Origin of the sequence: Pseudomonas sp. B2M1-30 (genome assembly GCF_025447575.1) — a bacterium.
GTDB classification, from domain to species: Bacteria; Pseudomonadota; Gammaproteobacteria; order Pseudomonadales; family Pseudomonadaceae; genus Aquipseudomonas; species Aquipseudomonas botevensis.
In genome coordinates, this window is sequence record NZ_JAOEJT010000009.1 from 95,812 (window position 1) to 120,822 (window position 25,011).

At 61.7% G+C, this 25,011-nt stretch carries 25 protein-coding genes; 9 read left to right on the forward strand and 16 right to left on the reverse strand.

Going from position 1 to position 25,011, the window contains the following annotated elements:
* Window positions 1–3: 3 nt before the first annotated feature.
* Complete coding sequence (locus tag N8H74_RS18295; RefSeq protein WP_217830200.1) at window positions 4–816, forward strand: DUF2135 domain-containing protein; 813 nt, start codon at window positions 4–6, stop codon at window positions 814–816.
* A gap of 48 nt (window positions 817–864) precedes the next feature.
* The gene (lepB, locus tag N8H74_RS18300) at window positions 865–1,680 is read left to right on the forward strand and encodes a signal peptidase I (RefSeq protein ID WP_262149271.1); all 816 of its coding nucleotides are present in this window, start codon (window positions 865–867) and stop codon (window positions 1,678–1,680) included.
* A gap of 3 nt (window positions 1,681–1,683) precedes the next feature.
* Here lepB and N8H74_RS18305 read toward each other — a convergent pair whose 3' ends face one another.
* The 12 genes from N8H74_RS18305 to N8H74_RS18360 form a co-directional block, all read right to left on the reverse strand.
* The gene (locus N8H74_RS18305; protein WP_217830196.1) at window positions 1,684–2,118 is read right to left on the reverse strand and encodes a hypothetical protein; all 435 of its coding nucleotides are present in this window, start codon (window positions 2,116–2,118) and stop codon (window positions 1,684–1,686) included.
* A gap of 42 nt (window positions 2,119–2,160) precedes the next feature.
* Window positions 2,161–2,724 carry a hypothetical protein gene (locus tag N8H74_RS18310; RefSeq protein WP_262149274.1) on the reverse strand — a complete coding sequence of 188 codons (564 nt, stop codon included), beginning with the start codon at window positions 2,722–2,724 and terminating at the stop codon, window positions 2,161–2,163.
* A gap of 169 nt (window positions 2,725–2,893) precedes the next feature.
* The gene (locus N8H74_RS18315; RefSeq protein WP_262149276.1) at window positions 2,894–3,325 is read right to left on the reverse strand and encodes a hypothetical protein; all 432 of its coding nucleotides are present in this window, start codon (window positions 3,323–3,325) and stop codon (window positions 2,894–2,896) included.
* Between the two features lie 474 nt (window positions 3,326–3,799).
* Window positions 3,800–4,543: a helix-turn-helix transcriptional regulator gene (locus N8H74_RS18320; RefSeq protein ID WP_217830191.1), complete on the reverse strand. Its 744-nt coding sequence runs from the start codon at window positions 4,541–4,543 to the stop codon at window positions 3,800–3,802.
* Window positions 4,544–4,761: 218 nt separating this feature from the next.
* Window positions 4,762–5,289, reverse strand: coding sequence for an inorganic diphosphatase (ppa, locus tag N8H74_RS18325; RefSeq protein WP_045881121.1), 528 nt, complete (start codon window positions 5,287–5,289; stop codon window positions 4,762–4,764).
* Between the two features lie 109 nt (window positions 5,290–5,398).
* Complete coding sequence (locus tag N8H74_RS18330) at window positions 5,399–6,226, reverse strand: zinc-dependent peptidase (RefSeq protein WP_262149281.1); 828 nt, start codon at window positions 6,224–6,226, stop codon at window positions 5,399–5,401.
* A 4-nt stretch (window positions 6,227–6,230) separates the two neighbouring features.
* Entirely contained in the window at window positions 6,231–6,881 is a 651-nt protein-coding gene (locus tag N8H74_RS18335; RefSeq protein ID WP_217830189.1) for a DedA family protein, read from the reverse strand.
* Between the two features lie 232 nt (window positions 6,882–7,113).
* Window positions 7,114–7,575: a GNAT family N-acetyltransferase gene (locus N8H74_RS18340; RefSeq protein WP_262149283.1), complete on the reverse strand. Its 462-nt coding sequence runs from the start codon at window positions 7,573–7,575 to the stop codon at window positions 7,114–7,116.
* 116 nt (window positions 7,576–7,691) lie between these two features.
* Entirely contained in the window at window positions 7,692–8,516 is an 825-nt protein-coding gene (gene eutC, locus N8H74_RS18345; RefSeq protein WP_217830187.1) for an ethanolamine ammonia-lyase subunit EutC, read from the reverse strand.
* 5 nt (window positions 8,517–8,521) lie between these two features.
* Complete coding sequence (locus N8H74_RS18350) at window positions 8,522–9,916, reverse strand: ethanolamine ammonia-lyase subunit EutB (protein WP_262149285.1); 1,395 nt, start codon at window positions 9,914–9,916, stop codon at window positions 8,522–8,524.
* Window positions 9,917–10,006: 90 nt separating this feature from the next.
* Complete coding sequence (gene eat / locus N8H74_RS18355; protein WP_217830185.1) at window positions 10,007–11,377, reverse strand: ethanolamine permease; 1,371 nt, start codon at window positions 11,375–11,377, stop codon at window positions 10,007–10,009.
* Window positions 11,378–11,667: 290 nt separating this feature from the next.
* Window positions 11,668–13,188: an aldehyde dehydrogenase family protein gene (locus tag N8H74_RS18360; protein WP_262149287.1), complete on the reverse strand. Its 1,521-nt coding sequence runs from the start codon at window positions 13,186–13,188 to the stop codon at window positions 11,668–11,670.
* 298 nt (window positions 13,189–13,486) lie between these two features.
* Between N8H74_RS18360 and N8H74_RS18365 the strand changes: the two genes are divergently transcribed.
* The 4 genes from N8H74_RS18365 (at window position 13,487) to N8H74_RS18380 (ending at window position 17,913) form a co-directional block, all read left to right on the forward strand.
* A complete protein-coding gene (locus N8H74_RS18365) occupies window positions 13,487–15,412 on the forward strand; it encodes a sigma-54-dependent Fis family transcriptional regulator (protein WP_217830183.1) in 1,926 nt (641 codons plus the stop codon).
* A 245-nt stretch (window positions 15,413–15,657) separates the two neighbouring features.
* A complete protein-coding gene (gene mpl, locus N8H74_RS18370; protein ID WP_217830182.1) occupies window positions 15,658–17,007 on the forward strand; it encodes a UDP-N-acetylmuramate:L-alanyl-gamma-D-glutamyl-meso-diaminopimelate ligase in 1,350 nt (449 codons plus the stop codon).
* Window positions 17,004–17,636, forward strand: coding sequence for a flavin prenyltransferase UbiX (ubiX, locus tag N8H74_RS18375; protein WP_192559082.1), 633 nt, complete (start codon window positions 17,004–17,006; stop codon window positions 17,634–17,636). Before mpl ends, ubiX begins: the two co-directional genes overlap by 4 nt.
* Complete coding sequence (locus N8H74_RS18380) at window positions 17,629–17,913, forward strand: YceK/YidQ family lipoprotein (RefSeq protein ID WP_217830181.1); 285 nt, start codon at window positions 17,629–17,631, stop codon at window positions 17,911–17,913. Before ubiX ends, N8H74_RS18380 begins: the two co-directional genes overlap by 8 nt.
* 43 nt (window positions 17,914–17,956) lie before the next feature.
* Here N8H74_RS18380 and N8H74_RS18385 read toward each other — a convergent pair whose 3' ends face one another.
* The 3 genes from N8H74_RS18385 to N8H74_RS18395 form a co-directional block, all read right to left on the reverse strand.
* The gene (locus tag N8H74_RS18385) at window positions 17,957–18,598 is read right to left on the reverse strand and encodes an oxidoreductase (RefSeq protein WP_217830180.1); all 642 of its coding nucleotides are present in this window, start codon (window positions 18,596–18,598) and stop codon (window positions 17,957–17,959) included.
* Between the two features lie 27 nt (window positions 18,599–18,625).
* Window positions 18,626–20,353: a C13 family peptidase gene (locus tag N8H74_RS18390; protein ID WP_262149294.1), complete on the reverse strand. Its 1,728-nt coding sequence runs from the start codon at window positions 20,351–20,353 to the stop codon at window positions 18,626–18,628.
* 110 nt (window positions 20,354–20,463) lie between these two features.
* A complete protein-coding gene (locus N8H74_RS18395) occupies window positions 20,464–20,919 on the reverse strand; it encodes a MaoC family dehydratase (RefSeq protein WP_007909575.1) in 456 nt (151 codons plus the stop codon).
* A gap of 193 nt (window positions 20,920–21,112) precedes the next feature.
* Here N8H74_RS18395 and N8H74_RS18400 point away from each other — a divergent pair, with 193 nt between their 5' ends.
* The 3 genes from N8H74_RS18400 to N8H74_RS18410 are packed head-to-tail and all read left to right on the forward strand — an operon-like array spanning window position 21,113 to window position 22,792.
* Window positions 21,113–21,475 carry a CidA/LrgA family protein gene (locus tag N8H74_RS18400; RefSeq protein ID WP_217830178.1) on the forward strand — a complete coding sequence of 121 codons (363 nt, stop codon included), beginning with the start codon at window positions 21,113–21,115 and terminating at the stop codon, window positions 21,473–21,475.
* Window positions 21,475–22,191 (forward strand): LrgB family protein, encoded by a 717-nt coding sequence (locus tag N8H74_RS18405; RefSeq protein ID WP_217830177.1) that lies wholly within the window; start codon window positions 21,475–21,477, stop codon window positions 22,189–22,191. The genes N8H74_RS18400 and N8H74_RS18405 overlap by 1 nt, the downstream gene beginning before the upstream one ends.
* A gap of 10 nt (window positions 22,192–22,201) precedes the next feature.
* On the forward strand, window positions 22,202–22,792 hold the full coding sequence (locus N8H74_RS18410) for an LON peptidase substrate-binding domain-containing protein (protein ID WP_217830176.1): 591 nt from the start codon (window positions 22,202–22,204) through the stop codon (window positions 22,790–22,792).
* Window positions 22,793–22,804: 12 nt separating this feature from the next.
* Here N8H74_RS18410 and N8H74_RS18415 read toward each other — a convergent pair whose 3' ends face one another.
* Entirely contained in the window at window positions 22,805–24,994 is a 2,190-nt protein-coding gene (locus tag N8H74_RS18415) for a hypothetical protein (protein WP_262149296.1), read from the reverse strand.
* Window positions 24,995–25,011 lie beyond the last annotated feature (17 nt).

Consider the following 25,011-nt stretch of genomic DNA (forward strand, 5'->3'; position numbering starts at 1 on the left):
ACCATGCCACTCCGTTATCCACAGGTCTTGCTGTTGCTCTGCGCATTCGCCGCGATATCGCCGACGATGGCCGCAGACGGCGTCAAACTCGACACCCCGGTCGGCGGCTGGCGCAGCGGCGCGCCAGACGGCGAGGGCGAAAGCTTCCGCCAGACCGTCAACTACCCGGCCTCGTCGGTGAACACCCCGGTCGGCCAGGCCAACACCGCGCGGATCAGCGGGCAGATCGCCGCCACGCCAAAGAATAACGAGCCTGGCAGGTTGATCGTCAACGGTGTGAGCATGCCGCTGAAAATCGGTGATGGTGGCCGTTTCGACCGCCCGTTTTCCTTCCCCAATGGCAGCAACAGCGTCGAAGTGCGCAGTCCCGACGGCCAGCAACGCCATCGCACGCAGTTCCTCAACACCAGCGGCGGCGCGACCCCGGCCAAGCTGCGGGTGCTGCTGGCCTGGGACAGCGACGGCACCGACCTCGACCTGCACCTCATCACCCCGGACGGCGCGCACATCTGGTACGGCGACCGCACCGCCCCCAACGGCGCCGCCCTCGACGTTGACGTCACCACCGGCTACGGCCCGGAAATCTTCGCCATGCCGGCGCCGCTCAAGGGGCAGTATCTGGTGTATGTGAATTATTTTGGCGGGGGCTATCGCGGGGATGATGAGGGTGGGGACGAGGCGGTGCAGCCACTGACCACGGCGCAGGTGACGGTGATTACCGAAGAAGGAACGCCGAGCGAGAAGATGGAGACTTTTCTGGTGCCGATGCGGGCGGTGGGGGAGCTGACGTTGGTGAAGTCGTTCAGTTATCCGTGATCTGCGCCGATAAGAGAAGCAACTGAAAATACTGGGTAAGGGTTGATCGTGAAGCTCCAAAAGAATCCGTTGCAGGCGTTTGTGATGTCCTGTCTGGTAGCCGGCTGGGGGCTGGTGTATGTCGGGCGCATCAAATGGGCGCTGCGGGTCGCGGCGTTGCTGTATCTGGGGGTCATCGCCCTGGGGGCTTTCGGGTTGATCGCCAGTCCGAAGGGGCTGTACGCCTTCGCCGGCTTCGTCATCCTGGTCAAACTGATTTCGGCTATCGCAGCTGCAAGACTGGCGCGCCATGGCAATGCTGACGTGGCAATGCCAAGCACCCGGTTCCATGTGCTTTATGTACTGGCTCTGGCGATTGTCACGCTGGTACTGCTGGTGCCGCTTCGAACGCCGTTACTTGGTTACAAAAACTACTTCATTCCATCAGGTTCGATGAGCCCGACATTGTCCATCGGTGACTACGTGGTGTCTGACATCCGCCCTGGCGAGATCAGGGTCGGCGATATCGTGGTGTACGCCTGGAACGGTACGGAAGCGGTCAAGCGCGTTGCCGGTGTTGCCGGTGATGTCGTGCAGATCAGTGACGGAAACCTGATTAACAATGGTGATAGCCTCGGGCTGTTTTACGCGCCTGCCGACCGGGTAAAAAAGGACTACTCGTTAACGCTCGCCCCACTGAAAGTCGAGCCGAACCACGTTTATCTGTTGGGCGACAATCGCGATGTCAGTAATGACAGTCGTTTCATGGGACAAGTTGAACTCAAGGATATCCGTGGCCGGATTACCGGCATCTGGTTCTCGAATGAGCGCTCGAGGATCGGCACCACGTTTCCCCGAATCGATCGCGACGCGAAACATCACTGATGGCTAGAACCCGGGTGGAATGTAACCGGGCACAAACGGGACGTTGATGCACTTGCCATGAATGATCTTGCCGTCCTCGATGCGGAACAGCACGATCTTTTTGGCTTTATTGACCGTGGCTTCCAGTTTGCAATCGGAGCTGTGACCGACGGTTTCGTAGTACTCGGTGTACACCATGCCGTTGCCGGTATGATTCATTGACGTGCCGGCCGCTTCGGTAGTGGTCCAGCTGGCGGATTTGTACCAGGTCAGCACGGCAAGGTTTTCGCCATTGGCGCCGGCCTGTTTCTTCATCGAGTCAGGCCGGCCGAACAGGTCCAGCGCCTCCTGGACATCGCGTCCTTCCCAGCGTGACTGCGCGATCAAATGGCAGCCGCCGGCCAGCAACATCATGGGCGTCAGCAGCAGCGCCGCCAGGGTTTTAGTCCATTGATTCATCATGACTCCCAGTGTCATGGCCAGAGCGAGGAAAGGGGCGGCTTACGGCTTGTTGCCCAACATGGCATCGAGGTCGTCCATCATCTGGTTCTTCTGCTGGACCGGCGCCAGTCTGGAAAACATGTACTGCACGGTCTGGATCATCTGCAGATGCGGCATCTTGCCCATCGCCACCATGTCCTTGGCATTGCGTGCGCAGACAAACGCCTGCGTGCGCTGGACCCAGAAGTCCCTCGGTGTCTGCCACTGCTCGGATACTTTCAGATGACGCAGGGTGTACGCCAGACGCTCGACGGATTGCCCATTGAGAAAACGCACCTTGTTGGTCGAACACTGCACTTCCATGTTGTAGACATCGATCATCGGCTTGCCCGGTTCTTCATAAACCAGCGTCACTGCAACCAGCTTCGCGCCCTTGGTGTGGTTCGAGGGCACCACCGAAGTGGTGTCAGCCACATACATGATGTTTTTGTTTGGCACACCGTTGCCGTAGATGATCCACCAGTCGCCTATGGGCGTCGCTTCTTCAGCGAACGCCGGGCTGGAAGTGATTAACAGGGCTGTCAGCAGGGGCAGGGTTTTATTGAGCTTGAAGAGCGCAGACATGGTGTTGCTCCATTCCTTGGGTTTTTGTGCGTTGTTGTATGGCGCAGGGCGTTTGTTGTGCACAAAACTGGAGTGGAGATTCTGCGGGGAGTGTGGGATGGGGGGCAATTAGGGCGGATGTGCTAGTGGCGCAGTGAAATCTCGGCGGGCGAGTTTTCGGGTGATGAACTCAGTCAGGAAAGACACCGCAAATGGCGTTGCCCTGGTAACCATGAATGATTGGTCCGAGCACCATGAACGGACCGCAGGCATATAACGGCGAAGGGACTTTCTGTTGTGAATAGAGCAGCAATGTTTCATCCCCGAATTCATCGTTACCGAAAGACTGCTCGGAATAAGAGCTGCATACCGGCAACTTCATTGGAACCGGTATGACCGCCACCCAGACAGTAATGCCGCACCATTCGCGAGTGAGTGGCGATCGTGTCGTTCTGGTGATTGGCGGTGATGACGACTGAGGGTCCAATGCTCTGAAAGCCTCGGTTTTTCTGGTTGTCGTCTCTGGAAGCGAGACAGTTACACCGACACAACCAGCCAGAAAAAGACATGGCAGCGCTGTGGCGATCGCAGACTTCAAGCGGGCAGGGGCGATGGTTGGCATCGTGTTGGTCATCCTTGAGTGTCATTTCTGCAAGCGCCCGTTGCACAGGTTTTTACCTGCGGTACTCGTATATGCATTCCATTGGCGTGATACGGCGCAACCTGCAAATGCGCCTGTAAAAACCGGTTTCCGACAGGCATTAAAAAGCCGGCTTGTGGCCGGCTTCTCGGGGACTGGCTTGGTTCATTTTTGGTAAACCGCGCCAGCCTTCAAAACGTACATCCGGATCTTGCGTCCGGCTGTGGGACTTGGTCAGACAGTGGTCTGCCGCGTCAGGCGTCATCTGGCCGCAGGGCGGGCGATGCGCGAATGTGGGGCGCAGGATACTGATTTCCGCGCCCGATTCCCAGCCCGATGTGCGGATTAGAGCGATTTCTATGCCGCCGCTGAGGAATTTGTACTGATTATCCGGGCCTCTTCGCGGGCGAGCCCGCTCCCACGGGGGCGGTGTCAGCCGGCTCAGCGGTGCAACGCTCAGAGAAACGGCACCACCGGCCGCCGTTTGCTCAATGTCGACCACCAGAACACCCAGCCCAATATATGAATCCGTTGCTCTTCGATCTGCGCGGCGCGGAATATTTCGTCCGGGTATTCGGCGTTGTTGTGGCTGCGCAGGCGCAGGGCGTTGCCGGGCATGCGGTGCAGGTATTTGATGCGCAGCATGCCGTCGTGTTCGATGGCGTAGATTTCGCCGTCCACCACTTGGGTCAGGCCACGGTCGATGGCGACGATGGAGCCGTCTTCGATGCGTTCGGACATGCTGTTGCCGATCATGTGGGCGCAGATGGCGTCGGCGTGTCGGATTTCCAGTTGATCGAGGTGGGCGCGGGGCAGGCGGGTGGTTTGGTCCGGGTCCTGGATGACGTGGGTTTTGCCGGAGCCATTGGTGAGTGGAGTTTCCTTGAACAACGGCAGTTCGATGTCGTTGGGGTCGATGACCGTGTAAATGCCCCGGACGGAGTGGGCGTCGAAGGTGTCGCCGTTGCTGGCAGCCTGCAGGCGTGGCAGCTCTTTTACCCCTTCGCCGGTTTTCAGCCAGTCGCTGTTGACCGACAGCAGGCGTGAGACTTCTTCCATGCGATACGCCGGGACACCCCGGGTGTACCAGTTATGAATATTTTGGGCTTCCGTGCCCCAGAACTTCGCGAAACCGGTGGTGGTGATGTTCGCTTCTTCCAGGAGTGCCTTGAATCGTGGACCGCTAGTGTTCTTTCTCATGCACACGAGTCTAAGTGCGGGTCAGAGCGGTTTGAATAAACCTCGCGTTCAAAATCGGCACTAATTTTGAGACAGGATGTAAGGCATTCTTGTGAGAAATTAGACAGAGCAAAACCGCGTCGTAATGAATTTAAACGACCTGTTGAAAGCACAATCACCGGACATAAAAAAACCCCGGATCAACCGGGGTTCTTTTCAAGCGTCCTGCAATCCGTCGCTCAGCCTTTGTAGGCGGCAACCGACTTGGTGATCGCTTCGCGGGCGGCGTCTGCGCCGGCCCAGCCTTCGATTTTCACCCACTTGCCTTTCTCGAGATCCTTGTAGTTCGCGAAGAAGTGCTCGATCTGCTGGATCAGCAGCGGCGGCAGGTCGGTGTATTCCTTCACGTCCACGTACAGCTGGGACAGCTTGTCGTGTGGAACAGCGATGACTTTGGCATCGCCGCCGCCGTCGTCGGTCATGTTCAGAACGCCAACCGGACGGGCGCGGATAACCGAACCTGGAGCCACCGGGTAAGGGGTCACGACCAGCACGTCGAGGGGATCACCGTCGTCAGCCAGGGTGTTCGGGATGAAACCGTAGTTGGCCGGGTAGAACATTGGGGTGGCCATGAAACGGTCAACGAACAGGCAATCGCTGTCTTTGTCGATTTCGTATTTGATCGGCGCGTGGTTGGCCGGGATCTCGATCGCGACGTAGATGTCGTTCGGCAGGTCTTTGCCAGCCGGAATCTTGCTGTAGCTCATTGGGCTTTGCCCCCGTAGTTGACCAAAAACACTTGGCCGGATTGACCAAAAAGTGGCGGCGATTATAGGCATATTCTGCCGTGGACGCCATGTGCCGAAAGTCGCGTGTCTAGTCGTGCAGACCGTGTTCGTGCGCCTGATAGACCGGGTTCGTGGCCTGAAGTTGCCGCAGTCTGCCCAACGGATCCTGCCGGTAGAAAAGCCGCAGTTGCGCATACACCTGTGGATAACTCTCGTGCAGCAGATCGGGCGCGCTGAAAAAGTATTCGCTGGTGACGGCAAAGAACTCGGCCGGATTCTCTGCCGCATAGGGGTCGATGGCGGTTTCGGCGTCGGGATTGCGGTCGAGTTGGCGGTTGAGATCGTCGTAGGCCGCTTGCATGACGTGCGCCCAGTCGCTGACCCGCATGTCGGCGTGCAGTGGCGGCAGGCCATTGGCGTCGCCGTTGAGCATGTCGAGCTTGTGCGCCAGTTCGTGGATCACCAGGTTGTAGCCTTCCCAGCCACCACTGGCCATCACGCCTGGCCAGGCGAGGATGATTGGCCCCTGTTGCCAGGCTTCGCCGCTGTGTTCGCCGTCCCATTCATGTTCGACGCCGCTGGCATCGCGATGGCGCTGGGGGCTGAGGAAGTCGTCGGGATAAAGGACGATCTCATGAAAACCCTGATACCAGTTCAGATCGCCGAGGTGCAAAAGCGGCAATTGCGCTTGGGCGGCGAGCAGCAGGCGTTGTTCCTGATGCAGTTCGACACCGGGCAGGGCGGTCAGGTGTTTGTCGTCGAGAAACAGCACGCAGGCTTCGCGCAACCACTGATCCTCGGCGGTGCTGATGCCGTCAAGGAAGCTCAGGTGATGGCGCACCCGTTGCCACAGGTCGTCGGCAATCGGGTGCCTGGCCAGGATGCGCCGGCGTCGCCAGGCGCTCAGTGACCACATCGACTTAATGCGATTGTGCTTTGGCGCCGCCGAAACGGCTGCGAACCACGCCAATGATCATCGGCACTAGCGACAGCAGAATGATGCCGACCACCAGCAACGACAGGTTTTTCTTGATGAACGGCACGTTGCCGAAGAAGTAGCCCAGGGTCACCAGACCGCCCACCCACAGCACGGTGCCGAAGACGCTGAACGCGAAGAAGCGTGGATACGGCATCTTCGCGACACCGGCGACGAACGGTGCAAAGGTGCGGATGATCGGCAGGAAGCGCGCCAGGGTCACGGTTTTGCCGCCGTGCTTGTCATAGAAGTCGTGGGTCTGTTGCAGGTAATCGCGCCGGAAGATTTTCGAGTTCGGGTTGCTGAACAGTTTTTCGCCTGCCGTTCGTCCGATCACGTAGTTGGTGCTGTCGCCCATGATCGCCGCGAGCATCAACAGACCGCCCAACAGCACCGGGTCCATGCCGCCACCCGCCGCCACGGCGCCAGCGATGAACAACAGCGAATCGCCCGGCAGGAATGGCATCACCACCAGACCGGTCTCACAGAAAATCACCAGAAACAGGATGGCGTAGATCCATGGCCCGTAATTGTTCACCAGCAGGTCGAGGTAAACGTCGAGATGCAGGATAAGGTCGAGCGGGTTGAAATCCATGGAGGGCACCTGTGTGACGGCCCGACTCGGCAGGCCTGTGCGGATGACTTCGTGAAAGCCTACAGACGGGTGTAGTTTTTCTTACAAGCCGGAAAGCTCGGGATTATACGGTTTGAGAGGTGAAAAGCGTGTCGGTTTTGTAGCGGGGAATGTCGGGGTGTGAATATTTGTCGGGTAGGGCTGGATCGTGGGGAGGGAGCAGGCTTGCTCCTCCCACAAGCGATCCGGGCGATCAGAGCGAGTCGCTGATCGGCAGTACGTAGTTCTTGAACTCGGTGTCTTCCTTGAACCCGATGGATTCGTAGGTTTTCTGCGCCGCTTCGTTGTCGCTGCTGGTGGAGACGCGCATACGCACGGCCTGGGTTTCCTTGGCCATTTTCTTCGCGGTGCGGATCAGGTGGTCGGCGACCAGTTGGCGGCGGGCGTCTTCGGCGACATAGATGTCGTTGAGGATCCACACGCGTTTGAGCGATAGCGAGGAAAAGCTTGGGTAGAGCTGGCAGAAGCCCATCAATTTCTTGTCGTCGTCATCGGCCAGGGCCAGGTAGATCACCGATTCCTTGCGTCGCAGGCGCTTTTCAAGGAACGCACGGGACGAGTCCGGATACGGCAGCGAGCCGTAGAACTCGCGGTATTTGACGAACAACGGGGTCAGCAAATCCAGGTGTTCGAGGGTCGCTTGGATAATCCGCATGGTAGGTCTCGTCCTTCAAGTGGCTGTCTTCACGTGCTCTGACGGCAATGGGAAACCCGGGCGGCCGTGCGTCGATCCTGCCTGAAACCGGCGCGTAAACGCAATGCGGAACCGGTTCAGGATTTCGACTGATCGAGTAGGAAGTTGCCTTTCATATCCGCACCGGTTTCCGACTCCAGCGTCTGAACCTGTGCTTCGTCCTTCAGATTGACCCCCGACAGCTGCCGCCGACACGCTTCGCGCATCAGATACAGCAAGCGATGGGCCGCCATGCCGTAGCTCAAGCCTTCGAGCCGCACATTGGAGATGCAGTTGCGGAAGGCATCGGTGAGACCGACCTTTGGATTGTAGGTGAAATATAAACCCAGGCTGTCGGGCGAACTGAGGCCGGGACGCTCTCCGATCAGCATCACCACCATTTTTGCCCCGAGCAACTGGCCGATTTCATCACCAATCGCCACGCGGCCCTGCTCCACCAGAATCACCGGGGCGCTGGACCAGCCGTCGGCGCTCATTTGCTCTTCCAGGCGGGTGAGAAACGGCAGGGTATGGCGATGCACCGCCAAGGCCGACAAGCCATCGGCCACGACAATCGCCAGATCGACGCCGCCCGGATGCGCCTGCGCGTGTTCGCGCAGGGTCTGCGCCGAAGCATCGCTCAACTTGCGTCCCAGATCGGGGCGTTGCAGGTAGCTGTTGCGATCCACCGCCGCGCTGTGCAGCAGCAGGCTGTCACGCCCGCGTTCGTGCAATTGCGTGCTGATACCCGCGTGATCGAACGGCAGATGCACGGCGTCCCGGGCCTGGGCATGGGCGTACTGGAAGTCCAGTTGGGCGCGGGTCGGCAGGCTGGTGCCGGTACGGCCAAGGGCGATGCGCGCCGGGGTCAGGCGGCGCAGCTCCAGCCACGGGTTTTGCGGGTCGACGGGCGGTTTTTCCATAAGGCTCATCCCAGTTGCGCCAAGGCCTGGCGGAAGGCCGGCGGCAGGTTGTTGCCGAAGCGGACCTTGCCGTCCGCCTGGGTGAAGATGCCCATGTTCGCCAGCCATTGTTCGAACTCCGGCGCCGGTTTCAGGCCCAGGGTCTGGCGTGCGTAGAGGGCGTCGTGGAACGAAGTGGTCTGGTAATTGAGCATGATGTCGTCGGAACCGGGGATGCCCATGATGAAGTTGATCCCGGCCACGCCGAGCAGGGTCAGCAGGGTGTCCATGTCGTCCTGGTCGGCTTCGGCATGGTTGGTGTAACAGATGTCGCAGCCCATCGGCATGCCGAGCAGCTTGCCGCAGAAGTGGTCTTCGAGGCCGGCGCGGATGATCTGTTTGCCGTTGTAGAGGTATTCCGGCCCGATGAAGCCGACGACGGTGTTCACCAGAAACGGCTTGAAATGGCGTGCCACCGCGTAGGCCCGGGTTTCGCAGGTCTGTTGATCGACGCCGTGGTGGGCGTTGGCCGACAGCGCGCTGCCCTGACCGGTTTCGAAATACATCAGGTTCTGTCCGAGGGTGCCGCGATTCAGGCTCAGGCCCGCGTCGTAACCTTCCTGGAGAATGTTCAGGTTGATGCCGAAACTGGCGTTGGCCGCTTCGGTGCCGGCAATCGACTGGAACACCAGATCCAGCGGCACGCCCCGGTTGATGGCCTCGATGGACGTGGTGACGTGGGTTAGCACGCAGGCCTGGGTGGGGATGTCGTAGCGCTGAATGATTGCGTCGAGCATCTCCAGCATCGCGCAAATCGAAGCGATGCTGTCAGTGGCCGGGTTGATGCCGATCATTGCGTCGCCGTTGCCGTACAGCAGACCGTCGAGAATGCTCGCGGCGATACCGGCCGGTTCGTCGGTCGGATGGTTCGGTTGCAGGCGTGTCGACAGGCGCCCGCGCAGACCGAGGGTGCCGCGAAACTTCGTCACCACGCGGATTTTCTGCGCCACCAGCACCAGATCCTGCACACGCATGATCTTCGACACGGCAGCGACCATTTCCGGAGTCAGGCCAGGCGCGAGGGCGCGCAGGCTCTGTTCATCGGCGGCGTCGCTGAGCAGCCAGTCGCGGAAACCGCCGACGGTGAAGTGGCTGACCACGGCGAAGGCCTGTTTGTCGTGGCTGTCGATGATCAGTCGGGTGACTTCATCGGTTTCGTAGGGAATCAGCGCTTCTTGCAGGAAATGGCTGAGCGGTATGTCGGCCAGCGCCATTTGCGCGGCCACCCGCTCGCCGTCATTGAGCGCGGCGACGCCGGCCAGGAAATCCCCGGAACGCGCCGGGCTGGCCTTGGCCATTACGTCCTTGAGGCTGTCGAAACGGTAGGTCTGGGCGCCGACGGTATGGGCAAATGCGGCCATGGGGCGGTGTCCTCCTGTCTGTACTGCAATGAATGTCGATGCACCTCAATATTGCAGACACCGGGCATCAAGCCCGGTGCCGGTGCAACCTCAGATACCTTCGAGCATAGCGTCCGACGGCGCTTCGGAGCGTTGTTTGGCGGTCAACTGGAAATACAGATAGCCGGCGGCCATGAAACCGAGGAACACACCACCGATCAGGGTGTTGAACCAGGCCATCGCCACCAGGCACACCAGCGCCAGGAACAGCGCGATGGCCGGCACGATCGGGTAGCCCGGTGCGCGGAAGGTGCGCTCCAGGTTCGGCTCGGTTTTGCGCAGTTTGAACAGGCTGAGCATGCTGATGATGTACATCACGATGGCGCCGAACACCGACATGGTGATCATCGCTGCCGTCAGGCTCATGCCTTGCAGGTTGACCAGACCGTCGCTGTAGATCGCCGCGATGCCGATCACGCCACCCGCCAGGATCGCCCGGTGCGGGGTCTGGAAGCGCGAGAGCTTGGCCAGGCCTTTGGGCAGGTAACCGGCGCGGGCGAGGGCGAAGAACTGGCGCGAGTAACCGAGGATGATCCCGTGGAAGCTCGCCACCAGGCCGAACAGGCCGATCCACACCAGCATGTGCATCCACGTCGAGTTATTGCCGACCACCGCTTTCATCGCCTGGGGCAACGGATCATTGATGTTCGACAGTTGACGCCAGTCGCCGACGCCACCGGCCATCACCATCACGCCGATCGCCAGGAATACCAGAGTGAGAATCCCGCTGACGTAGGCCTTGGGAATGGTGCGTTTCGGGTCCTTGGCTTCCTCGGCGGCCATGGCCGCGCCTTCGATGGCGAGGAAGAACCAGATCGCGAACGGAATCGCCGCGAAAATCCCGGGAATCGAGCCGAGGGTAAACTCGTTGGCGCCCGACCAGCCGTTGAGCACGAAGTTGCTGAAACTGAAGCCCGGCGCGACCACGCCCATGAACACCAGCAATTCGGCGACCGCCAGCACGGTGACCACCAGTTCGAACGTTGCGGCGATGCTGACGCCGAGGATGTTCAGGGTCATGAACACGAAGTAGGCGCCGACCGCCGCGATCTTCGGATCAAGCTCCGGGTATTGCACATTGAGATACGCGCCGATCGCCATGGCGATGGCCGGTGGGGCGAAGACGAACTCGATCAGGGTGGCGATCCCGGCGATCAATCCGCCTTTCTCGCCGAACGCCCGACGGCTGTAGGCAAACGGCCCGCCCGCATGGGGAATCGCGGTGGTCAGTTCGGTGAAACTGAAGATGAAGCAGGTGTACATGGTCGCGACCATCAGGGCGGTGACCAGGAAACCCAGGGTTCCTGCGGTGCCCCAGCCGTAGCTCCAGCCGAAGTATTCGCCGGAAATCACCAGGCCGACGGCAATGCCCCAGAGGTGCAGGGTGCCGAGTGTGGGTTTGAGCTGTGTGGTGGAAGTCATAAGTCCTCGCTGTCTGTTTTTTGTTCGATCTGTTGGACTTTCGGGTGCAACGTTCGGGTGGATGGAGGCTGCGCACGCGGCGGCGGTGGTAGCGAAAATCCTGAATGACGCGTACGCAAGGGCCGTGCCAGAGCGGCCAGGCCAATAAAGTCGTTTCATTCAGGGCGCTTTCGCGGGTAGGCCCGCACACACAGGGGACGTGTGCCGACCCACAAATCCATTGTGGGAGCGGGCCTGCTCGCGAAAGCGATGGAGCGGGCTGCAGGGCAATCCCCGTGCAGCCCCGGTTTTTAGAAGAAGCCCAGCGGGTTGATGTCGTAGCTCACCAGCAGGTTTTTGGTCTGCTGATAGTGATCGAGCATCATCTTGTGGGTTTCACGACCGACGCCGGACTTCTTGTACCCACCGAACGCGGCATGCGCCGGGTACAGGTGGTAGCAGTTGGTCCACACGCGACCGGCCTTGATGGCGCGGCCCATGCGATAGGCGCGGTTGATGTCGCGGGTCCAGAGGCCGGCGCCGAGGCCGAACTCGGTGTCGTTGGCGATGGCCAGGGCTTCGGCTTCGTCCTTGAAGGTGGTGATGCTCACCACCGGGCCGAAGATTTCTTCCTGGAACACGCGCATCTTGTTGGTGCCCTTGAGCAGGGTCGGCTGGATGTAATAACCGGAGGCCAGGTTGCCTTCGAGTTTTTCCACCTTGCCGCCGGTCAGCAGCTCGGCGCCCTCGCCCTTGGCGATTTCCAGGTACGAAAGGATCTTGTCGAATTGCTGCTCGGAAGCCTGGGCGCCGACCATGGTGTCGGTGTCCAGCGGGTCGCCACGCTTGATCTGGCTGACCTTTTTCATCACCGCCTGCATGAAGTCGTCGTAGATCGACTCTTGTACCAGCGCGCGGGACGGGCAGGTGCAGACTTCGCCCTGGTTGAAGAACGCCAGCACCAGGCCTTCGGCAGCCTTTTCAATGAAGCTTGGCTCGGCCTGCATGATGTCTTCGAAGAAGATGTTCGGCGACTTGCCGCCCAGCTCCACGGTGGACGGAATGATGTTCTCGGCGGCGCATTTCATGATGTGCGAGCCCACCGGGGTCGAGCCGGTGAAGGCGATCTTGGCGATGCGCTTGCTGGTGGCCAGGGCTTCGCCGGCTTCTTTGCCGAACCCTTGCACCACGTTGAGCACGCCCGGCGGCAGCAGGTCGCCGATCAGCTCCATCAGCACGCAGATGCCCAGCGGGGTCTGCTCGGCAGGCTTGAGCACCACGCAGTTGCCGGCGGCCAGGGCCGGGGCGAGCTTCCATGCGGCCATCAGCAGCGGGAAGTTCCACGGGATGATCTGGCCGACCACGCCCAGTGGTTCATGGATGTGATAGGCCACGGTGTTGCCGTCGATTTCGGCGGCGCTGCCTTCCTGGGCGCGCAGGCACCCGGCGAAATAACGGAAGTGATCGGCGGCCAGCGGAATGTCGGCGTTGAGGGTTTCGCGGATGGCTTTGCCGTTGTCCCAGGTTTCGGTGATCGCCAGCAGTTCGAGGTTCTGTTCGATGCGGTCGGCGATTTTCAGCAGGATCAGCGAGCGTGCCTGGGCGGATGTGGCACCCCACGCATCGGCAGCGGCGTGGGCGGCGTCCAGCGCCTTGTCGATGTCTTCGGCAGTGGAGCGCGGGAATTCGGCAATCGGTTGGCCATTCACTGGCGAGGTATTGGTGAAGTACTGACCTTTGACAGGCGCGACGAACTCGCCGCCGATGTAGTTACCGTACTTGCTCTTGAACGAGACTTTGGCGCCTTCAGTACCGGGGTGAGCGTAACGCATGATGTTCTCCTTGGCTTTGTACTTATTAGAGAAACGCGCAAGTGCGCTTGCTATAAGCGTAGAGCAAAGGTCGGGCCACTGCCGTGCAGGTCAGGCAAATCAAGGCCTTGCGTGATTTTTGTCGGACGGACGGGCGGCACCTGTGGCGCATTCGGTACAGAGGTCGTGACAGTTTGTACCGCTTCTGGCACAGCCCGTGACCGAGCGGTCTTGCCAGCATTGCAATGCGCCGGTGGCTGGAGGATGCTGGGCACCACTTCACGCATGGGCCAACGAGCCTCGGGGAGAACAATAAGAAATGCACGACAACCATTTGAGTCGCCATGCCCAACAGGTTCTCACCGTCACCCAGGGCAAACCGCACCTGCACGGGCCGGGTGCCGATCCGTCGATTGCCCGTTCGTGGCTGCGTTGTCTTGAGGACTATCACCTCGACCCGGCCCTGAGCATGGCACCGACGGTGCTCGAACACGGGCGCGTCCTTGAAAGCCGCGAGCGCCTGCAGCAGGTGTTGCAGATCGCCGGCAATGAAATGAGCAGTCTGCATCAGCAACTGTCCGGCGCCGGCCATGCGGTGCTGCTGACCGACGCCCGTGGGGTGATCCTCAACTGCGTGACCGCCCCCGCCGAGCGCAAGATTTTCGAGCGCGCCGGGCTGTGGCTGGGTTCCGACTGGAGCGAAGCCTGCGAAGGCACCAACGGCATCGGCACCTGTCTGGTCGAGCGCCAGGCTCTGACCATTCATCAGGATGAACATTTTCGCGGCCGCCACACCGGCCTGACCTGCTCGGCGAGCCCGGTGTTCGACCCGCACGGCGAGCTGCTGGCGGTGCTCGATGTGTCCTCGGCGCGGCCGGATGTGTCGCGCCAGAGCCAGTTCCACACCATGGCGCTGGTCAATCTGTCGGCGAAGATGATCGAAAGCTGCTACTTCCTGCGCTGCTTCGATAATCAATGGCTGCTGCGCTTTCATTTGCAGGCCGAGTCCGTTGGCTTGTTCAGCGAAGGGCTGCTGGCGTTCGACGGCGAAGGGCGGATCAGTGCGGTCAACCAGAGCGCATTGAATTTGCTCGGACACATTCGTGGCGGTTTGCTCGGCCAGCCGGTGGAAGCGTTTTTCGATTGTTCGCTGGATGAGCTGCTTGGCCGGGCCAGCGCCAATGCCAGCGCCAGTTGGCCGCTGCGCACCCGGGATGGACGACATCTGTTTGCGGTGTTGCGCGGTGAGGCGCGGCGCCCGTTGCCGGTGATGCCGGCGGCGGTTGCGCTGGCCCCCGAAGCACCACGGCTGTCGGGTATCTGCCTGGACGATGCCGCGTTGCAGGCAGATTTTCGCAAGGCGCTGCGGGTGTTCGAGCGTGACGTGCCGCTGTTGATCAATGGCGAAACCGGTTCCGGCAAAGAAGCGTTCGCCAAGGCAGTGCACCACGCCAGTCAGCGCGCCGGCAAAGCCTTCGTCGCCCTCAACTGCGCGGCGATTCCCGAGAGCCTGATCGAGAGCGAACTGTTCGGCTATCGCGGTGGCAGCTTCACCGGCGCGCGCAAGGACGGCATGCGCGGCAAGTTGCAGCAGGCCGATGGCGGTACGTTGTTCCTCGATGAAATCGGCGATATGCCGCTGGCCTTGCAGACCCGCTTGCTGCGGGTGCTGGAGGATCGTCAGGTGGTGCCGATCGGCGGCGAGCCGGAAGCGGTCAACGTGCGGATCATCAGCGCCACCCACCGCAATCTGCTGGAGCGGGTCGAGGATGGCAGTTTTCGCGAGGATCTGTATTACCGGCTCAATGGCCTGGAGGTGGCGCTGCCCGCGTTGCGCGAGCGCGGTGACAGGGCGCAGTTGCTGGATTTCCTGCTGGCCGAAGAGGCGGGCGGCGAAACGATCTTGATCGATGAGCCGGCGCGGCAAGCGTTGCTGGCCTTCAACTGGCCGGGGAACGTGCGGCAATTGCGCAATGTGCTGCGCACGCTGGCGGCGTTGTGTGATGGCGGACGGATCGGGATGGAGGATTTACCGGCGATGATCCGGCAGGCGCGGCCGGCGGTTTTGGAGGTTTCTGCGTCATCGTCGGAGCATCCGCTGGACGATGCGGAACGACTGGCGTTGCTCAATGCACTGGAGCATACGCGCTGGCACATGACCCACACGGCGGAGCAGCTTGGGGTCAGTCGCAATACGCTATATAGAAAGCTGCGCAAGCATGGGATCGAGCGGCGCGTCAGCTAGGAGCCTCTCTCCCTGAGGGAGAGGGGACTGACCGAGTCGTCCTTGCAAACTTCGCCAACCCTGCAAGTTCCGAGTCGAACCCGGTTTTGAATTTCACGAGGATCGGCTCCCTCTCCCTTCGGGAGAGGGTAGCGATTCTGAGCCAGGTCTGGACCCAGCGGCCCACCCCATCCGAGCCCCTCACCTAAAGAGTGCCATTTCCCCCTCCCTGCGCTAACCTGCGGCCATGTTTTACGAGGTCGACTATGCACATTCATATTCTGGGTATCTGCGGGACTTTCATGGGCTCGATGGCGGTTCTGGCCAAAGAGCTGGGCCATCATGTCACGGGCTCCGACGCCAACGTTTATCCGCCGATGAGCACTCAGCTCCAAGCCCAGGGCATTGAACTGACCCAGGGTTACGACCCGGCCCAGCTCGATCCGGCGCCGGATCTGGTGGTGATCGGCAACGCCATGTCCCGTGGCAACCCGGCGGTGGAATACGTGCTGAACAAAGGCCTGCCGTACGTCTCCGGCCCGCAGTGGCTGGCCGATCATGTGCTGCAGGGGCGCTGGGTCCTGGCCGTCGCCGGCACTCACGGCAAGACCACCACCAGCAGCATGCTCGCCTGGGTGCTGGAACATGCGGGCATGAGCCCGGGGTTCCTGATCGGCGGCGTGCCGCAGAACTTCTCGGTGTCCGCGCGCCTGGGTGGCACGCCGTTCTTTGTGATCGAGGCGGACGAGTACGACAGCGCGTTCTTCGACAAGCGTTCGAAATTCGTCCACTACCGCCCACGCACCGCGATCCTCAACAACCTTGAGTTCGATCATGCCGACATCTTCCCCGATCTGCCGGCCATCGAGCGGCAGTTTCACCACTTGGTGCGTACTATCCCGAGTGAAGGCCTGGTGATCCATCCGACCACCGAACCGGCCTTGCAGCGCGTGATCGAAATGGGCTGCTGGACCCCGGTGCAGACCACCGGTGCCGGCGGCCAGTGGCAGGTCAAATTGCTCAAGGACGACGGTTCGGCGTTCGAAGTGATGTTCGAAGGCGTGTCTCAAGGCGTGGTCGAGTGGGAGCTGACCGGTCAGCACAACGTTGCCAACGCCCTGGCCACCCTGGCAGCCGCGCGTCATGTCGGTGTCGTGCCGTCGATGGGCATTGCCGGGTTGAGCGCGTTCAAGAGCGTGAAGCGGCGGATGGAGAAGGTCGCCGAAGTGCGCGGCATTACCATCTATGACGACTTCGCCCACCACCCGACCGCGATTGCCACCACCCTGGATGGCCTGCGCAAACGTATCGGCGATGCGCCGTTGATCGCGATCATCGAGCCGCGTTCGAACTCGATGAAGCTCGGCGCGCATCGCGACGGTCTGCCGGACAGCGTGGTCGATGCAGATCAGGTGATCTGGTACGCCCCGGCCAACCTCGGCTGGGATCTGGCGGGTACGGCGGCGTTGTGTACGGTGCCGTCGATTGTCAGTGATTCGCTGGAAGGCATCATCGAGCGCGTGAAGAGTCAGGCCCAGCCCGGCACTCATGTCGTGATCATGAGCAACGGCGGCTTCGGCGGCCTGCACGGCAAACTCGCCGAGGCGCTGAAATGAGCAACGGCCCGGAACGCATCACGCTGGCGATGACCGGCGCGTCCGGCGCCCAGTACGGTTTGCGCCTGCTCGATTGCCTGGTGCGGGAAGATCGCGAGGTGCATTTCCTGATCTCCAAGGCCGCGCAACTGGTGATGGCCACCGAGACGGACGTTTCGTTGCCGGCCAAGCCGCAGATGATGCAGGCCTTTCTTACCGAATACACCGGCGCCGCCGCCGGGCAGATCCGCGTGTATGGCAAGGAAGACTGGATGTCGCCGGTGGCTTCCGGTTCCGGTGCGCCGGCGGCAATGGTCGTGGTGCCGTGCTCGACCGGCACCCTGTCGGCGATTGCGACCGGCGCCTGCAACAACCTGATCGAACGCGCCGCCGACGTCACGCTGAAGGAGCGCCGCCAGTTGATCCTGGTGCCTCGTGAAGCGCCGTATTCGAGCATTCATCTGGAGCACATGCTCAAGCTGTCGAACATGGGCGTGACCATCCTGCCGGCGTCGCCGGGTTTCTATCACCAGCCGCAGACCATCGATGACCTGATCGATTTCGTGGTCGCGCGGATCCTCAATCTGCTGGGCATTCCCCAGGACATGCTGCCGCGTTGGGGCGAACATCATTTGAGCAGCGATGAATAAGCTCTTGGCGATTCTGTTGGCGCTGCAACTGACCGGCTGCGCCACGGCGCGCACGCTGGATGCGGCCAAACCGGGGGCGCCCGTGGTGTATTCGGGGACGCGGCTGGACCTGTATGCAATGAATGGCGGGTGTTGCGCGAAGGATCGGTTCGGGGCCGAGGCACCGGGTTATCCGGGTGTCGATCTGCCGGCCAGTGCATTGCTCGATACGCTGTTGTTGCCGTTGTCGTTACTGACGGTGCTTGGCGTCGGGTTTCAGGCTACCGGGGGATTGTAGGGGAGCGCTGCGCGCTCCCGCCTCGGAGGGTGTCACCACACCGTTACTTGCCGAGCTTCCTCAGCTCATCCGACTCGACAATCCGCACCCCATCCTGTTCTTCCAGCGCCAGCCGCCACATCGCCCGGGCCAGTTGGCAGGCTTCGATGCCACGGTACTTGCCGGGAATCAGTTTCGAGAACGGCGCGGCCAGTTGTTCTCCCAGGCGCGGTTCGCTGCGTTCCCCGAGCAGCAGCGATGGCCGGCAAATGGTCAGTTGCGGCCAGTCCTGCGCGCGCAGTGCGTATTCCATCTCACCCTTTACCCGGTTGTAGAAAATCGATGATCGGCGATCTGCCCCCAGGGCACTGATCACGATCAGATGCCGCGCGCCCATTTCCCGGGCGCGTTTGGCGAATGCCACCACCATGTCCAGATCCACGGCGCGGAACGCTTCTTCGGAGCCGGCCTGCTTGATGGTGGTGCCGAGGCAGCAATAGGCGATGTCGACGCGCCCGGCGAGCTGCGGCAGGAATGCCTGTGGGTCGCCGACCGGGTTTTCCAGATGCGGATGCTCGGCCAGCGGCCGGCGTGAAGGGGCGAGAACACGGGTGATCGTCGGCTCGTTGAGCAGACGGTCGAGTAGATGTTCCCCGGTCAACCCGGTGGCTCCGGCAAGCAAGACATGCTGAGGCGTCAAGTACATAGTGTCTCTCCCTTGATACTGTTCAGCTTAGTTGCTCTTTGTCGTCCCGTCGTTCAACGCAGCGCTTTGCAATGCTTTTCGTGCTTGCTGCTTGCGCAGCAGTTGCCAGTGCGAGAGTACGGTTTTCGGCGCCCAGATCTGCGGCTCCGAGGCTTCGAAATTGTCCGCCAGTTCGCGCTCGGCGACGGTGGCCTTGGCCAGCTTGAAGGCTTGTTCCAGGTCGTCGGTCTGGTTCAGCGCCTGGGCGAACAGGGCGTCGCCGAAGTAGGTGAAGTTGGCTTCTTCCGAGCAGCCGAAGGACACGCGGTCGGCGCGCGAGGCGGTCATGATCAGCGTGCGTTCATCCTTGAGCGCCGGAATGAACCCGCCGGAGTAGCACGACGAAATCACGATGATCTTGTCGCGATTCTTCAGCGGCGCCAGCACGGCGGCGAGTTCGTCGGCGGGCAGGTCGGCCAGTTCCATGCGCGGCTGGTCGAGCACCAGTTCGTGTTCGGCGGTGCCGTGGCTGGTCAGGTAGATGAACAACAAGTCTTCCGGGCCGCTGCGTTCAGCGAGGGTCTGCGCGGCGCGGCGCAGGTTCTCGCGGGTGGCCATCGGCCGGTCGGTGAGGTGGTCGCGATGGTTGACCAGACGGATCTGGCCGTAGGCGCCAAAGCGGGTGGCGAGCATGTTGGCCACGTAATCGGACTCACGCAGGAACACGCTCTGCTTGCCGTCGCCACCGAGGGTCAGGGTGTACAGCTCCACGGCTGGGGTCGAGACGGGCACACTGGCCAGCGCATCGTCGAGCAGGCGGCCCTGGGCGAGCAGGCCGGTTTCGAGGGTATCGGGCAGCAGTTTGCCGTCGGCATCGCGTACCCGCTGGCCGTTGATCCAGGTGCCGGTGAGCACCGTGCCATCGGTCAGGACCAGGGTGCCGCGCCCGGCGTAGCTGTCGCTGTCGAACTGGCCGATATAGAAACTGCCGTCGGACAGGTTCAGACGGCCCTGGCCGCTGAAGCGCCAGTCGCTGAACGAGCCGATGTAATGGCTGCCGTCGGCGCCGATCAGTTCGCCCTTGCCGGTCAGTGCGCCTTCCTTGAACTGGCCGAGCCACACGTCGCCGTCAGCGTTTTCGTAGCGGCCCTTGCCGTGCAGTTGATTGTTCTTGAAGCCGCCGACATAGATGTCGCCGTCGGCGCTGTTGAAGGTGCCGTTGCCTTCCAGTTGGCCGTTGATGAAGTGGCCGCTGAACTGATTGCCGCTGGCGTCGCCACGCTGGCCTTCGCCGTTGGGTTTGCCGTGGGCGAACTGGCCCTGATAGGAGCTGCCGTCATCGAGTTCCAGGCGCCCGAGCCCGGAATACTGGTCGGCCTTGAACTCGCCACGGTAGGTCATGGCGTTTTCCTTGAGGGTGCCTTCACCTTCGCGTCGGCCCAGCTTGAAGCCGCCGGTGTAGCTGCTGCCATGGGTGGTCAGCGTGCCCTGGCCGTCGAACAAGCCTTGCTGGAACTGGCCGCGATAGACCTCGCCGTTACTGCCGTGCCACTCGCCCTGACCGTGCCACTGCCCCTTGTCGAACTGCCCGGCGTACCAACTGCCGTTGGGATAGTCGACCCGCCCCTGACCCTGCAGCAGGCCGTTGACCAGCTCGCCGCGATAGCGTCCGCCGTCGGGCAGGCGCGCATCCGGTGGCAACAGCGATTCGCCGTCGCCGCAAGCGGCCAGCAACAGGGTCAGGGCAAGAGGGGCGAGCGGAGCGAATGAGCGCATAGCGGGATCCGGGCAATTAGGCGACCGAGTATGCCGCAGCTATGTGACCTTATACAGCCGCCGGAAGGGCGCGGATGCGAAACAGCGTGAGCCGTTTCGCATCCAGGCGCTTAAACGAAGCAGAGCGACAGCGGTTCGGCGATGTAGGCCGGTTTGTCCGAGCCTTCTATCTCAAGGGTGGCGGTGGCCTTGAGTAGCCACTGACCGGGTTTTTTCTCGGTCACCTCACCCAGGTCGACCTTGAGGCGGACCTTGGAATTGACCTTGACCGGCTGGATGAAACGCACGCTGTCCAGACCGTAGTTGACCACCATCTTCACGCCTTGCGGCAGGATCAGGATGTCTTCCATCAGTTTGGGAATCAGCGACAACGACAGGAAACCGTGTGCAATGGTGCTGCCAAATGGCGTTTGCGCGGCTTTGACCGGATCGACATGGATGAACTGATAATCCCCGGTGGCTTCGGCGAACAGGTTGATGCGCTCCTGATCGATGGTGAGCCATTCGGAACGTCCGAGTTCCTTGCCGACATAATCTTTGAGCTCTGCAACTGGAACATAGGGCATTGAGACTCTCCTTGGGTTCATCGTTTTTTTAGTTTTTCAGGTGGGGGATAAAACCGCCCTGCGAACCACTGTAGATCATCATGACGATTTGCTCAGGTCAACCGACCATGCTTTTGGCGAATGCCGGTTCATAGCGTTCGCGTGCTTATAATGGCCGGCCCGTGCTTGTCGGGAAGTCGGACGGAGATGACGGATGTTGTTACGTGGCCTGACCATGCTGGTGCTGTTTCAATTGCTCGGCACGGCCCTCAACCATTTGCTGTTGCCGGTGCTGCCGGGGCCGATCATCGGCCTGCTGCTGTTGCTGGTGTTCCTGATCGTTCGAGGTGAAGTGGGCGAGCCGCTGAACCTCGCGGCCGGCAGCCTGCTGCGTTATCTGCCGTTGCTGCTGGTGCCGCCGGCGGTCGGTGTGATGGTCTACGCCACGGCGATTGCCGCTGACTTCTGGGCGATTGTCGGCGCGCTGGTGGTGTCGTTGATTCTGTCCATGGCGTTTGCCGGGGTGCTGATGCAACGCCTGGTCAAGCGTCACGCCGCCCGGTCGGAGGCGTCCTGATGCTGTTTGACTGGCAAGGCGCCTGGGCGTCGGTGATCCACCATCCGCTGTTTGGCATCGGCATCACCCTGGGGGCTTATCAACTGGTGCTGGCGGCGTTCGAGAAAACCCGCTGGATCTTCCTGCAACCGGTGCTGGTGTCGATGCTGCTGGTGATCGGTGTACTGGTCGGTTGCGGCCTGACCTATGCCGAGTACCGCAAGAGCACGGAAATCCTCAGCATTCTGCTCGGCCCCGCGACCGTGGCACTGGCGGTGCCGCTGTACCTCAATCTGCGCCGCATCCGCCAATTGTTCTGGCCGATTTTTACTACGCTGGTGATAGGCGGCGTGGTCGCCACGGGCATGGGCGTGGCGCTGGGCTGGTGGTTCGGTGCCGAGCACATGATCCTGATGACCATGGCGCCGAAGTCGGTGACCTCGCCGATCGCCATGCTGGTGGCCGAACAGATCGGTGGCGTCGCGGCGCTGGCGGCGGTGTTCGTGTTGATCACCGGGGTGATCGGCGCGATTTTCGGCCCGGCGCTGCTGAACCGTCTTGGCGTCCACAGCCCCGAGGCGCGCGGCATGGCGCTGGGCATGACGGCGCATGCGGTCGGCACGTCGGTGGCGTTGCAGGAAAGCGATGAGTGCGGCGCCTTCGCGGCGCTGGCGATGAGTCTGATGGGCGTGGCCACGGCGGTGTTCCTGCCGTTGGCGGTGTCGATGGTGGTCTAAGGAAATGTCTATGAGTCTGCCGCTTTTTCCGCTGAACACGGTGCTGTTTCCCGGCTGCAATCTGGATTTGCAGATCTTCGAGGCACGCTACCTGGACATGATCGGCCGTTGCATGAAGCAGGGCGGCGGGTTCGGGGTGGTGTGCATTCTCGAGGGCAGCGAAGTCGGCGTTGCGCCGCAAGGTTTTGCCCTGGTCGGCTGCGAGGCGCGGATCACCGATTTCCAGCAACAGGACAACGGCCTGCTGGGCATTCGCGTGCAGGGCGGACGGCGTTTCCATGTGTTGCGCACCGAGGTGCAGCGCGATCAGTTGCTCGTCGCCGAGGTCGACTGGCTGGACGACGAACCCGAGCAACCGTTGCAGGACGAAGACGCCGATCTGATGGCGCTGCTCAAGGCCCTGGCCGAACATCCGATGGTCGAGGCGCTGAACATGGGCACCGACGCGGCCGGGCAACAGTCGCTGGCCAATCAGCTGGCCTACCTGCTGCCATTTGCCGAAGAGGACAAGCTCGACCTGCTGCAACTCGATGATCCGCAACAGCGCCTGGATGCGATCCAGGCGCTGCTCGACGAGCTGCAGGGCGAGCTGTTCGCCTGAGTCCGGGGCCGGTTATTCGGGCCAGACGATGTCATTGGCAAAGGTATCGAATCCCTTCACCATCCGCAGAACCGGCTTGCCGGCCCTGGCCGCCGCGTTGATCAAGGCGTCGTACTGAGCCTGGTTGTACTGGCCGTTGTGGGTGTTGTCTTCGATGCTGCGGCGCAACGAGTAATCGGCCTGTTCGGCGATGTCATCGATTTTTGCCGCGCGGCCGAGGGTGGAATCCAGCAGCCAGATACGCTGGGAACCAATGCCCCGTCGCGAGGCCGAGAGCAAGGCTTCGTTTTCATCCTCGGGGAAGTTCGCCCCGTTTTTTTCCGCGCTGCCGTTGAGCAGGATGTTCTCTTCGCGCAACACCACTTCCAGGTTGCGGGTGTCGATGAGGTAGATGAAGTTGATCTTCTGCTGGTGGCGGATGGTTTCGTAATTGCGCTCGGCATCCAGCTCCACGTCCGAGGCCTCGGACCATTCGTTGTCGGATTCGCCGGAGTCATTGTCGGATTCGCCCGGTCGCTTGCCGGGGTATTTGTTCTTCTGATTGTTGTAGCGCAGGTGCTCCGGGTCGGGCGCGGTCGTGCCTTTGCCGGCGTAGGTCCAGACCAGTTGCAGGCCGACCGTCGCGCTGATCGGCTTCTCGCTGGTGCCACCCTTGGCGTGGGTCATGCGCGGCAGCATCCGGCCGTCGTCGACCAACTCGAACAGCGTGCGCTCATCGGCCCTGAACAGCGCCGGAATGTCGGTGCGGTACAGGCAGTTTGAGGTGTTGCGCCGGTAACCCAGGCGATTGACGAAGGCCTCGAGAAAATCCCGGGTGACCATTTTGTCCAGGCCATGCAGACCCTTGAGCGTGAGGGTGCCGTTGCGCAACGGCAGCAACAACGGTTCGATTTCCTGTTGCATGGCGGCAAACCGGCTCGGTTCGTTTGCGTCCAGCGAGCGCAGTTTGTGCTGCTCGGCCCATGGCGGAATGACGCGCGGATTGTCGAGCAGATCCTGACGCAACCGGGCGTGCTGGCCGGGTGACAGGTTGTAGGCGCGTAACCGGGTGCTCAGTTGTTCGCGGGTCATTTGTGGATACAGCCAGCGCAACGAATCCCTCAGCAGCTCCTTTCGCGGGTTGCCGAACTTCACCGGCCTGGCCCACTCAGGCCGTGTGCCGCTGGCTTGTGCATCGGCGCGAAAACGCGGGATGTCCGCGCCATGCAGGCGGTAGAGGCGCCAGATTTCATGATCGGTCCAGCCTGTCAGGTGGCGGGGGCGGGCATCGATCCCGGCCACGGGCGGGTCGACTTTGACCAGATGGTCGTTGGCATCCTTGAAGCCGTAAAGGGTGTACGACGTGTCGCTGGCCGCGTCGGTCTTGATCGCGATCCGGTAGTAGCCTTGGCCGTCGGGACCGGGTTTGGCGGCGGCGTAATACATCAGGTCATCCCAGCTCGTGTGCTGTTTCGGGCCTCGCACGTATTCAGGTGGCGGGGCGTCGAGAAGGATGCGCTCGCCGTCCTTTTCGTAGCCATAGAGGAAGCTCGGCTCGCCGTCGCCGGACTGGCTGAGGCGCATCCGAAAGTAGCTTCGAGCGTAAATCGTCAGCGGGTAGACGGTGGCGACGGCCGGGCGCAGCGCTTGATCGGATGCTGGATTCGCCGGTCGCTTGCTGCCGGGTTGATCGCCAGCGTCGTCCGCTGACGGCCGCTTTTGTGCGGCCCGAGTCTCCGGGGAGGAGGACGGCAGCAGGCTCCAGGTCGGCTCTCCGTCATTCCGAAACAGAACCGGCCCCGGCGGCAGTTTGTTGTAGAGGTCCCGCGCGCGATAGGCGCCCGCCGTCGCATCGAATTCCACGTACACCGTGCCCAGGTCTTTGATATCGACGAACCTGCGATTGACGATAAAGCGAAAGCCCTCGGTATCGGCAGCCTGCAGGTTACGCAGAAAGGCCTGATTCAGCAGGTAACCGTTCAGTCCGGCGCTGGTTTCGGGCCGGACGGTGGGCAGGTCGGAGACCGCGACGCGGGGCACTTCGGCAGGGTCGCCGGGGCGGATGGCATGTCCCGGTTCCGGGTTGGCGGTTGGCCGGGTTGGCGTGCCTGAGACTGGAGGGTGGATCAGCGGCAGGTCGGCGTCCGGGCGTAATCGGCCGGGTCCCGGCGCGGGCGGGTTCACTTTGGGCACGTTGGGGGCGGGCGGTGGTTTTGGTCGCATGGTGTCATTCCTTGACG